Origin of the sequence: Pseudomonas sp., from assembly GCF_050739655.1 — a bacterium.
GTDB lineage: Bacteria > Pseudomonadota > Gammaproteobacteria > Pseudomonadales > Pseudomonadaceae > Aquipseudomonas.
Window position 1 is genome coordinate 79993 of the sequence record NZ_JBOIBY010000036.1, and the last position, 10785, is coordinate 90777.

General features: G+C 58.4%; 10 protein-coding genes and 1 pseudogene. 6 read left to right on the plus strand and 5 right to left on the minus strand.

The features are described 5' to 3' along the window. Positions 1-9 precede the first annotated feature (9 nt). Positions 10-393, plus strand: a complete 384-nt coding sequence (locus tag ACRESJ_RS02280) for a VOC family protein (protein WP_431756440.1) — start codon at positions 10-12, stop codon at positions 391-393. Positions 394-519: 126 nt separating this feature from the next. Here the strand turns inward: ACRESJ_RS02280 and ACRESJ_RS02285 are convergent, their stop codons facing one another. Then, a complete protein-coding gene (locus tag ACRESJ_RS02285; protein WP_431756441.1) occupies positions 520-1581 on the minus strand; it encodes a diguanylate cyclase in 1062 nt (353 codons plus the stop codon). Between the two features lie 200 nt (positions 1582-1781). Next, positions 1782-2696 carry a LysR family transcriptional regulator gene (locus tag ACRESJ_RS02290; protein WP_431756442.1) on the minus strand — a complete coding sequence of 305 codons (915 nt, stop codon included), beginning with the start codon at positions 2694-2696 and terminating at the stop codon, positions 1782-1784. A 163-nt stretch (positions 2697-2859) separates the two neighbouring features. On the opposite strand from ACRESJ_RS02290, the gene ACRESJ_RS02295 reads away from it, so the two are divergent. From ACRESJ_RS02295 to gfa, 5 genes are all read left to right on the plus strand, one after another. Continuing rightward, on the plus strand, positions 2860-4035 hold the full coding sequence (locus tag ACRESJ_RS02295; protein ID WP_431756443.1) for a M20 aminoacylase family protein: 1176 nt from the start codon (positions 2860-2862) through the stop codon (positions 4033-4035). Positions 4036-4080: 45 nt separating this feature from the next. Further along, entirely contained in the window at positions 4081-4860 is a 780-nt protein-coding gene (locus ACRESJ_RS02300; RefSeq protein WP_431756444.1) for an ABC transporter substrate-binding protein, read from the plus strand. Between the two features lie 9 nt (positions 4861-4869). Then, complete coding sequence (locus tag ACRESJ_RS02305) at positions 4870-5709, plus strand: phytanoyl-CoA dioxygenase family protein (RefSeq protein WP_431756445.1); 840 nt, start codon at positions 4870-4872, stop codon at positions 5707-5709. Positions 5710-5930: 221 nt separating this feature from the next. Continuing rightward, positions 5931-6668 (plus strand): histidine utilization repressor, encoded by a 738-nt coding sequence (gene hutC / locus ACRESJ_RS02310; protein ID WP_431756446.1) that lies wholly within the window; start codon positions 5931-5933, stop codon positions 6666-6668. A gap of 106 nt (positions 6669-6774) precedes the next feature. Then, positions 6775-7365 carry an S-(hydroxymethyl)glutathione synthase gene (gene gfa, locus ACRESJ_RS02315; RefSeq protein WP_431756447.1) on the plus strand — a complete coding sequence of 197 codons (591 nt, stop codon included), beginning with the start codon at positions 6775-6777 and terminating at the stop codon, positions 7363-7365. Positions 7366-7434: 69 nt separating this feature from the next. On the opposite strand, the gene ACRESJ_RS02320 is transcribed toward gfa, so the two are convergent. The 3 genes and pseudogenes from ACRESJ_RS02320 to ACRESJ_RS02330 all read right to left on the minus strand — a co-directional run. After that, the gene (locus ACRESJ_RS02320) at positions 7435-8832 is read right to left on the minus strand and encodes an amino acid permease (RefSeq protein ID WP_431756448.1); all 1398 of its coding nucleotides are present in this window, start codon (positions 8830-8832) and stop codon (positions 7435-7437) included. A 112-nt stretch (positions 8833-8944) separates the two neighbouring features. Continuing rightward, positions 8945-10477 (minus strand): histidine ammonia-lyase, encoded by a 1533-nt coding sequence (gene hutH, locus ACRESJ_RS02325; protein WP_431756449.1) that lies wholly within the window; start codon positions 10475-10477, stop codon positions 8945-8947. A gap of 135 nt (positions 10478-10612) precedes the next feature. Then, positions 10613-10785: pseudogene (locus tag ACRESJ_RS02330) on the minus strand (urocanate hydratase); the annotation flags it as partial.

Genomic DNA, 10785 nt, shown 5'->3' on the forward strand with positions numbered 1-10785 from the left:
AGTCAATAGATGAGCATCTTTACCCACGTTACCGTCGGCACCAACGATCTGAACAAGGCCCGTGCTTTTTACGACAGCGCATTGGGTCAGCTAGGCCACAAGCGCATCGCCGATCTGGCCGATAACGGCTCGATATGGGGTGTTGACGCCCCTTCCTTCTTCGTCCTGAAGCCAGCCAATGGTGCCCCTGCCAGCGTAGGCAACGGCGTTACCGTCAGCTTCGAAGCGCCGAATCGCGCCTCGATTGATGCCTTCCACGCAGCAGCATTGGCGGCCGGTGGTACCGATGAAGGGGCGCCAGGAACTCGCGATTGGGCGCCGAATGCCTATGCTGCCTATGCTCGAGACTTGGATGGTAACAAGCTGGCCGTATACTGCTTCAAACCCGTCTAACTATTGATCTTGTGTGAAGAGAGGTTTGCTGACTGGTTTGCAGAGCCATCTGAGTGACTTCTCTTCACATGCCGCCACTCACTTTTGGACTGCCCGATGGTGCTCAGTCCATCGAGTCCAAGCCGCTCAAACAACACTGACGGTGTCGTCCGGGGCAAAATAGACCTTGTCACGGCCACTCTTTTTGGCCACATACAGCGCCTTGTCGGCTTCGTTGATCCAGACTGTTGGGTCCGCCATTTCACTGCGGTACGACGCGAGGCCGATACTCAGGCTGACACGCAACTCGGGCAACTGCTCATTGCGGTAGCTACCCATTACCTTTCGTAGATGCTCCATCTTTTCGCCGGCTTGGCTCAGTGAGCAATCGCGCAGGATCACGCAGAACTCATCGCCGCCATAGCGACCGGCCAAGTCGCCTTGTCGCAGGTTTTTTTTCAGTTCAGTGCTCAGTTTGAGGAGCACGCAATCGCCAACGACATGGCCGTAAGTGTCGTTGATCTGCTTGAAGTGATCGACATCGATGATCGCGATGGCCGCTTCACTGCGCTCCTGTCGGCAGGTATGAAACCGCAGGTGAAGCAAGTCCTTCAACGACCCATGATTGAGCAAACCGGTAAGGCTGTCGGTACGACTCAGGGTGCCGAGGTGACGTTTGTGCTCGGCAAGTTTGATGGCCAGGCGATAACAGACCCAACCCAAGGCCAAGGGGTAGAGCGTGAGCATCGGTAGGCAGGCGTAGATCTGCAGGGGGGTTACAGTGAGTTGCAATCCCGGGCCGAACAACGCAATCGACACCAGCATGCCAGTACCTTGGGCCAGTACACCATACCCAAACAGGCGTTGACCGCCGGCGGCGACGTTGTTCATCGTCATCATCGAAAGGATGGTGACGGTGGGCAGAGGATTGAACTGCATGGTCGCTGCCCAGAATCCACCCAAAAGTGAATCGTAGAGCAGGTTGCGTCGCTCTGCCTGATACGGTTCGCGTGTACGAGTGGACAGTTGATAGGCCAGGTGCGGCCAAACCAGGCCATTGAAAAACAGCAGTATCCATACCCATCCCGGTAAGCCCAACGGCGCGATCGCGGCCAGCACGCTGAGCATGCCGATCGACAGGCCGATGATGCGTGGCAGGTAAATTCGATTGGCAAACGAAAGTCCTTTTCCAGTTTTATTTTTCGTCATCCCTGGTTCCAATCATGTTCGGTCCCCCGACCGTTATTGGTCACTATGGGGGTCGTCGCAGCGTGTGTATTGTTCAGCATTAACTCATGGATGAAGAGTGGCGTTGCAAGCCAATTCAAGGATTGTATGGCCCAGTCATGATCATTCACGTCGCGTTTCGTCCCGCGAACTTGGCCACCGAACGAAACAGCCGACTTGAATCAAACCAGCAAATCCACAGTCTGCAACATCCGCCGATACGGCGAATGCGCCTGCCCCATCTCATGTTGAATGGTTTCAATCAAACATTCCAGAAACCGCTCGGCTGCCGGTCTCAGTGGCTGTCCGCTACGACTGATGGCGCCCACCGAAGCGCTGCCCACCAAGTCTCGCAATGGCAAGGCGCACAAACCTTCGCGTTGAGCGCAAATCTCTACCAGCGGCCAGGGAAAGATGCTCAACATGTCTGTTTCGCGCAGCAAACTCATGATGATCGAGATCGAATGGGCGAAATGCACATGGCCCTGAGTCGAAATCGCGCCGTCTTGTTGTGAGGCCAGTATCCAGTCGGCGGATTTCAGTTCCTCCATGCTGTGGCAGTCGGACAACGGGTGTTGCTGGCGAGCCACCACGGCACAGTCGGCCGTGAACAAAGGCTGATAAGTCAGATCGGTGCTGGAAAAACGCGTATCGAGACGCCCGATAAACAGGTCGACTCTCGCCTCGCGCAGCATTGGGCACGCCACGGATGAAAGCCCTTCGTACAATTCGAGTTGCACCTGCGGGAACAGTTGGCGAAAACGCACAACCGCCTTGGGCATGAGCGTCATCGCCAACCAGGGCGTGACGGCAACCGACAAACTTCCTGTCAGCTCCCCATTTTCATCAGCCAATACCTGTTGCGCATTGCTCATTTGCGCCACTACCAGGCGTGCCTGAAGCAACAGCTTCTTGCCAAGTTCAGTAAACACAATCCCCGAGGTATTACGGATCAGCAGTTGCGTCGCGCTGTCCTGCTCCAGCTTCTGAATGGCCTTGGTGACCGCGGCCGGCGATGTGTCGAGGCTTTTGGCAGCACCTCGGATGCTGCCCGCGTCGGCCACTGCCACCAGTGCATTGAGTTGATAGAACTTCATGGTATCCGCCACTGTTAACCGTAGGTTGTCGCGTTCACTTTCGATTGCCTGTCAGCAGTTGCCCTGGCCTTCTACTCTCGGTTCCACACCGCCCGGGCTTCGATCCTCAGCAAAGGACCGTACCAGAGGTGCCTCCAACGGGTCACCAAGGAAAACGCTGCCAATGACAGACTCCATCGCACTGTTGAAAGAAATTGAGCAGGAAATGCGTGAACTGCGCCACCAGATCCATGCCAATCCTGAACTCGGTTACCAGGAGGTAGAGACCAGCGAACTGGTCGCCCAGCGGTTGCTTGAATGGGGTTATGAGGTCAACCGTGGGATCGCTGAAACCGGAATTATTGCCACGCTGAAAAAGGGCACGAGCACCCGTGTGATCGGAATACGGGCTGATATGGACGCTTTGCCGATCCTCGAAAAAACCGGCCTGCCCTATGCCAGTCGCGTACCCGGCAAGATGCACGCCTGCGGCCATGACGGGCATACGGTGATGCTCCTCGCGGCTGCTTACGCCCTCGCCCATGGCCACCCGTTCGACGGCACCGTGCGCCTGATTTTCCAACCCGCCGAAGAAGGCCTGGCCGGCGCTCGACGCATGATCCAGGAAGGCGTGCTGCAACAGTTCCCGTGCGATGCGGTGTTCGCGGCACACAACATGCCCGGCTACCCTGTCGGCAAACTCGGCTTTCGGGCCGGCCCCTTCATGGCATCCGCCGACCAGGTCAACGTAACGATTCACGGTAAAGGTGGTCACGGCGCCATGCCGCACTTGAGCGTCGACCCGGTGGTGGTCTGCGCCAGTATCATCATGGCCTTGCAGACCATTGTCTCGCGCACCGTTTCGCCTCAGGAAATGAGCGTGATCACCGTTGGATCAATCAACGCAGGCAAGGCTTCCAACGTGATCCCGGACAGCGCACACATGCTGATCTCCGTACGCTCGCTAAACAATGCGGTCAGGGACCAGCTCGAGCAGCAGATTTGTAAGCTCATTCATGCCCAGGCCGACGCGTTCGGCGCGACTGCCGAAATCCAATACAGTGCCGACTACCCCTTGCTGGTCAATGATCATGAAATGACCCGGTTCGCCAGCCAGGTGGCCACCGACTGGCTGGGTGAAGACGCAGTCCTGAACGATATCGTGCCCTTCAATGGCAGCGAAGACTTTGCCTATTTCCTGCAAAAGTGCCCTGGTTGCTACCTGATCATCGGCAATGGCGACGGCGAGAAGAGCTGCATGGCTCACGACCCGCGCTACGACTTCAACGATGACATCCTGATCCGGGGGGCGGGCTTCTGGGTCAAGTTGACCGAAGCATTCCTGCCGCTGAACGCTTGAGATACGACCTGTCAAACCGCTAAAACCAATAAAAATGAGGTCATCATGCAGCTACTTAACCGTCACTACGCCGCCCTGCTGTTCGGATTGATCATCGCCCCGCTGTCCCACGCGCAGCCAGTGATCAAGTTCGGGGTGGACCCCAGCTACCCACCCTTCGAGACAAAACAGCCAGATGGCTCATTGAGCGGTTTCGATATCGACCTGGGTAACGCCCTGTGTGCCGAGTTGCAAGTCAAGTGCATTTGGGTCGAGCAGAGTTTCGACGGCATGATCCCGGCGCTGAAGGCCAGGAAATTCGACGCCATCCTTTCCGCCTTCAGCGCCACCGAAGTGCGTCGCCAGCAGGTCGATTTCAGCGACAAAATCTACACTGCCCCCTCTTCACTGGTCGCGAGAAAGAACACTGGACTACTGCCGACGTCGCAGTCATTGCAAGGCAAATCGGTCGGGGTCGTTCAAGGCTCGCTGCATGAAAGTTACGCCAAAGCGCAATGGGGTCGTCAGGGCGTCAATATCCTTTCCTACCAGACCCAGGACCAGGTGTTTTCTGACCTCATCAATGGTCGCCTGGATGCTGCGTTTCAGGCGTCGGTACAAGCCGACACCGGTTTACTACAAAAGCCTCAAGGCCAGGACTTTGCCTTTGCAGGCGACCCCATCACCGACAAAAGCATCATTGGCGATGGCGTCGCTATCGGCGTGCGAAAAAACCAGCCAGAACTCAGGGAGCAACTCAATACAGCCATTGCCGGTATTCGCCAGTCAGGCCAGTACGACCAGATCGCGAAGCAGTATTTCAACTTCGATATTTACGGCGAATGAGGCAGCACCATGAATGATATGACCCAACACATTGAGTCTCTCGCCTTGCCCGTCAGCGACGAAACGGTGCGCGCTTTCCAGCGCGATGGCGCGGTGTGTATCCGCAACGCGTTTACGCCTCAGCTCATCAGCGAACTGACCCAAGGTATCGAACGCAATCTGGCCCAACCCAGCCCCCGTGCCAAAGTGGCGAGCAGCCCTGACGATCCGGGCTGGTTTTTCGAAGACTTCTGTAACTGGCAAACCAATGCACACTATCGCAACTTCATCTTCAATTCGGCCCTCGCGCCCATCGCGGCCGCCTTGCTGGGCAGCCAGCAGGTACGCCTGCATCACGACCATTTACTGGTCAAGGAGCCCAATACACGTCAGCGAACCCCTTGGCACCAGGATCAGCCTTACTACAACATCAGCGGCGCAGATACCGTCAGCTTCTGGATTCCCGTCGATCCCGTGCCACGCGAATCGACCCTCGAATTCATCGCCGAATCACACAAGGGACCCTGGCTGATGCCTCGATCCTTCATGGACAGCCAAGCCAAATGGTTTGCCGAAGGCACACTCGACGAACTGCCGGACATTGAAAATCATCGCGAGGATTTCCCCATTCTGGGCTGGGCGTTGTCCCCAGGGGACATGGTGTGTTTCAACATGCTGACCTTGCATGCTTCGTCCGGGGTGGCGGGGAAAAACCGTCGCCGCGCGTTTTCAGTGAGAGTCACCGGCGATGACGTTCGGCATGCGCCAAGGCCCTGGGCCACCTCCCCTCACTTCCCCGGGCTTGAGGAAACGCTGGCAGCCGATGCCCCCTTGGAACACGAGTTGTTTCCAACCCTCTGGCCTCGCTAACCGATAAGCCTGAGCAAAAGGACTTGCTCGCGCGCACCTTAATCTCAGTTGCGTTGCCCAATCCGTCGCAGTGGCAGGTTGGCTGACCATATACACTTGCTTTGGCGTGAAGTTGGACACTTTCGGCACTTGCGGGCATCCACCGTAAGCTGTGACGATAGCCACCTTTTTCTCCAAGACTTGGCAAGCGTTCTTGCCGTACCGGAAATACGGACCGACTGATGATTAAAAATGCACCGCAAGCGCTCTATCGGCGTGCGAAGGATTTCGTGCAAGGCCAGCTTCGCGCGGGCGTTTGGAAAGCCGGTGACATGATTCCTTCAGAACACCGGTTGGTCGAGGAATTGGGCATGTCGCGCATGACGATCAATCGTGCCTTGCGCGAGCTGACCGAAGAAGGTCATTTGGTACGAATTTCCGGCGTGGGCACCTTCGTGGCCGAAAGCAAGCCGCAATCGAACCTGCTGCGGATCACCAATATTGGCGACGAAATCATCGCCCGCGGCCACAGCTACACGTGCAAGGTCTTGCACCTGGGCCGCGAAGTGGCCTCGATGCCGGTGGCGGCTGCGTTATCACTGCCGACCGGGGCTTCGGTTTTCCATGTGATCTGTGTGCACAGCGAAGAAGGCATTCCGGTGCAGCTGGAGGATCGCTACGTCAATCCCGAGATGATTCCGGAATTTCTGCAGCAGGAATTTGGCGCAAACCTGCAACCTGCCATGTATCTGTTGCAAGTGCTCCGGCCCGATGAAATGGAGCACATTGTCGAGGCCAGCCACCCCAGCAGCGATGAAAGCAAATACCTGCAAATCGATATCAACGAACCCTGTCTGGTGCTGATGCGCCGGACGTGGAATCAGAGCAAGATCGTAACTTATGTCCGCTTGATCCATCCATCTTCGCGCTATCGCCTGGGCAGTCGCCTACCGGTCAACGGTGGGCACAGGGACAGCTGACAGGGTATTGCAGTCACTCACGCATGCAGGTGTTGAGCCGGTCCTATACTGGTTGAGCCACCCTGCCCCAGACACTTTTGTCTGACCCTGAAAAGGAGATGCCGACGTGAGTACCGTGAAACTTCACCCTGTGCTGGATGCTGTGCTGGATAAGGGTTTTGAACCTGCCGCTGCGAATTTCACGGGCGGCACCGTGCAATGTCTGTGTGCGAACGACAAGGTCGAGGTCAAAATCGACGCACAAACCCTGCATAACCACGCGTGCGGTTGCAGCAAATGCTGGAAACCTCAAGGCGCGATTTTCTCCGTGGTTGCCGTGGTGCCCCGGGATAAGGTCAGCGTCACCGCCCATGGCGAAAAACTGGGTATCGACGACGAAAGCGCCACGATCCAGCGCCATGCCTGCAAGCAATGCCACGCCCATCTATTCGGGCGCATCGAGAACAAGGACCACGCGTTCTATGGCCTGGACTTCGTTCACACCGAGCTGTCTCCCCAGCGTGGATGGTGCGCGCCGGGTTTTGCGGCCTTCGTGTCCTCAGTTATCGAAACCGGTACACCGCCCGCGCAGATGAAAGGCATCCGTGAGCGCCTGCGTTCCATTGGCCTGGAAACCTATGATTGTCTGTCGCCGGATTTGATGGATGCACTGGCCACGCATGTCGCCAAGCAGAGAGGCGTCCTGCCAGCTAACTGAACAGCGACGCCCTTCCCCTGCCCTTGCCAGGCACTCATGGTGCGAGCCTCGCACCATGAGCCCAGCCAGTTAACGAGTAGAAGCAGCCGCCTCACTCATCACCAGCGCTGCCTGTCCCGCCGCCGGTTTGACCCACAACAGGTAAGCCGCCACCAGCAAGGCAATCCACACCACACCGACGGTCAATGCCGCCTGGGTATCCGGGAAGTAACCCAGCACGCCGAAGATGAAGGCCATGAAGGCAATCGCAGCCATCGGCGCATACGGCCAGAACGGCACCGGGAACTTCAGCTGTGCCACTTGCTCGGCGCTCATGGAGCGACGCATGGCCACCTGGGTCAGCAGAATCATCAGCCAGACCCAGACGGTGGCGAAGGTCGCGATTGAAGCGATCAATACAAACACGTTCTCCGGGATCAGGTAGTTCAACAGCACGCCACCGAGCAAGGCCACGCTCATGACCACCACGGTCATCCATGGCACGCCATGGCGCGACAGCTGACCAAAGGACTTCGGCGCCTGACCTTGCTGGGACAGACCGAACAGCATGCGCCCGGCACCAAAGATGTCACTGTTGATCGCCGAGATGGCCGCGGAAATCACCACGATATTGAGGATGGTAGCCGCCGAGCCGATGCCCAGATTGTTGAAAATCTGTACGAACGGGCTGCCGCTACTGCCGATCTGCTGCCACGGGAAGATCGCCATCAACACGAACAGCGTCAGCACGTAGAACAGCAGAATTCGCAGGGGAACGGCGTTGATCGCCTTGGGCAGAACGTGCTGCGGGTCCTTCGCTTCACCGGCGGTCACGCCGATGATTTCGATGCCACCGAAGGCAAACATCACCACCGCGAACGAAGCGATCAGGCCGCCGACGCCGTTGGGCATGAAGCCGCCCTGGCTCCATAGATTGCTGATACCCGTCACGTGCTCGGTTGTCGAGCTACCGACACCGAACGCCATGATGCCGAAGCCGCCAAGGATCATCGCGATGATCGCGCCGACCTTGAGCAGCGACATCCAGAACTCCATTTCACCGAAGACTTTCACGGTGCACAGGTTCAGGCCGCCAATGACGAAGACGATGCCGAGCACCCAGATCCAGCGCGCGACTTCCGGGAACCAGAAGCCCATATAGATGCCGAACGCCGTCACATCGGCCATGCCGACGATGACCATCTCGAACGCATAGGTCCAACCGAGAATGAAGCCGGCCATCGGCCCCAGGTAGGTGCTGGCGTACTGACCGAAGGAACCGGCGACCGGGTTGTGCACGGCCATCTCACCGAGGGCGCGCATGACCATGTAGACCGCCGCGCCACCGATCAGATAGGCCAGCAGCACAGCCGGACCCGCCATCTGGATGGCCGAGGCCGAACCGTAGAACAGCCCGGTGCCGATCGCCGAGCCCAATGCCATGAAGCGGATATGTCGGGCCGATAGCCCGCGTTTCAAACCTGTCATTTCGCTTTCCTGATTATTTTTGTCGGGCGAAAAGCCGTACACGGCCCGATAGACAGGCCGTGCACGGAAATTGGGAGAGGTCGGGAATTGAACTTCCCGACCGGGCGCCTGCTTAGAGGCTTGGCAGCAACTGAGCCGGTACCAGCTCGTTCAGGCAGCGGGATGCCAGCAGTTCGCTTGCGGCGTTGATGTCTGGCGCGAAGAAGCGGTCTTTCTCGTAGTAAGCCACTTTGTTGCGCAGGGTATTGCGTGCCAGTTCCAACTTCACCGAAGTCTTCAGACCATCACGCAGGTCCAGGCCCTGGCAGGCAGCCAGCCACTCCACGGCGAGGATGCCACGGGTGTTTTCGGCCATTTCCCACAGGCGCTTGCCCGCAGCCGGAGCCATGGACACGTGGTCTTCCTGGTTGGCGGAAGTCGGTAGGCTGTCCACCGAATGCGGATGGGCCAGTGCCTTGTTCTCGCTGGCCAGAGCAGCAGCCGTCACCTGGGCGATCATGAAACCGGAGTTCACGCCACCGTTGGCCACCAGGAACGGCGGCAGTTGCGACATGTGCTTGTCCATCATCAGCGAGACGCGGCGCTCGCTCAGCGAACCGATTTCAGCGATGGCCAACGCCATGTTGTCAGCGGCCATGGCCACAGGCTCAGCGTGGAAGTTACCACCGGAGATCACATCACCTTCAGCAGCGAACACCAGCGGGTTGTCCGATACGGCGTTGGCTTCGATCACCAGCACGTCGGCAGCCTGGCGGAACTGGGTCAGGCAGGCGCCCATGACTTGCGGCTGGCAGCGCAGGGAGTACGGGTCCTGGACCTTCTCGCAGTTCTGATGCGAGTCGGACACTTCACTGCGCTCACCCAGCAGATGGCGGTACGCGGCTGCGGTGTCGATCTGGCCTTTCTGGCCACGGGCGGCGTGGATGCGTGCATCGAACGGCGAACGCGATCCCAGTACCGCTTCAACGGTCAGGCCGCCTACTGCCAGGGCGCCGGCAAACAGATCTTCACCTTCGAACAGGCCACGCAGGGCATAAGCAGTGGACACCTGAGTACCGTTGAGCAGCGCCAGACCTTCCTTGGCGGCCAGGGTCAGAGGTTCCAGCCCGGCCACAGCCAAGGCTTCGGTGGCTGGCAGCCATTGGCCTTTGTAACGTGCCTTGCCTTCGCCCAACAGCACCAGCGACATGTGCGCCAGTGGCGCCAGGTCACCGGAAGCACCGACCGAGCCTTTCAACGGAATGTGCGGATAGACTTCGGCGTTGATCAGCGAGATCAGCGCATCGATCACTTTGCGGCGAATGCCCGAGAAACCACGGCTCAGGCTGTTGACCATGAGCACCATGATCAGGCGGCACAGTTCATCACTGATTGGCTCGCCAACGCCCGCGGCGTGGGACAACACCAGCGAACGCTGGAGGTTTTCCAGGTCGGCGCTGGCAATGCGGGTCGAAGCCAGCAGGCCGAAACCGGTGTTGATGCCATAGGCGGTGCGGTTTTCGGCGAGGATCTGTTCCACGCAGGCGACGCTGGCTTCGATTTGAGCCGAGGCGCTGTCGTCGAGGCTGATGGTTACCGGCTGCTGGTAGATAGCGCGCAGTTGGGCAAGGCTCAGTTGGCCTGGGATGAGGTTCAAAGTAGTCATGTTCAAGCTCCTGGATATTCGTTTAACCCCTGTAGGAGCGAGCGATGCGGCGATCCGACTTGCCCGCGAAGGCGTCATATATGACACACCGCGGTTCGCGGGCAAGCCTCGCTCCTACAAGGTGGGTTGTTGTTCTTATTGGCCGGTGATCATCGGCAGGTTCAGCCCTTGTTCCTTGGCGCAGTCGATGGCGATCTGGTAACCGGCATCGGCGTGACGCATAACGCCGGTCGCCGGGTCGTTGTGCAGCACGCGAGCGATACGCTCGGCCGCTTCATCGGTACCGTCGCAGACAATCACCATGCCCG

Excerpts from the sequence above, each read along its gene's own strand:
- ACRESJ_RS02280 (WP_431756440.1), top strand. The coding sequence starts at position 10 with ATGAGCATCTTTACCCACGTTACCGTCGGCACCAACGATCTGAACAAG.
- ACRESJ_RS02285 (WP_431756441.1), bottom strand. The coding sequence starts at position 1,581 with ATGACGAAAAATAAAACTGGAAAAGGACTTTCGTTTGCCAATCGAATT.
- ACRESJ_RS02290 (WP_431756442.1), bottom strand. The coding sequence starts at position 2,696 with ATGAAGTTCTATCAACTCAATGCACTGGTGGCAGTGGCCGACGCGGGC.
- ACRESJ_RS02295 (WP_431756443.1), top strand. The coding sequence starts at position 2,860 with ATGACAGACTCCATCGCACTGTTGAAAGAAATTGAGCAGGAAATGCGT.
- ACRESJ_RS02300 (WP_431756444.1), top strand. The coding sequence starts at position 4,081 with ATGCAGCTACTTAACCGTCACTACGCCGCCCTGCTGTTCGGATTGATC.
- ACRESJ_RS02305 (WP_431756445.1), top strand. The coding sequence starts at position 4,870 with ATGAATGATATGACCCAACACATTGAGTCTCTCGCCTTGCCCGTCAGC.
- hutC (WP_431756446.1), top strand. The coding sequence starts at position 5,931 with ATGATTAAAAATGCACCGCAAGCGCTCTATCGGCGTGCGAAGGATTTC.
- ACRESJ_RS02320 (WP_431756448.1), bottom strand. The coding sequence starts at position 8,832 with ATGACAGGTTTGAAACGCGGGCTATCGGCCCGACATATCCGCTTCATG.
- hutH (WP_431756449.1), bottom strand. The coding sequence starts at position 10,477 with ATGACTACTTTGAACCTCATCCCAGGCCAACTGAGCCTTGCCCAACTG.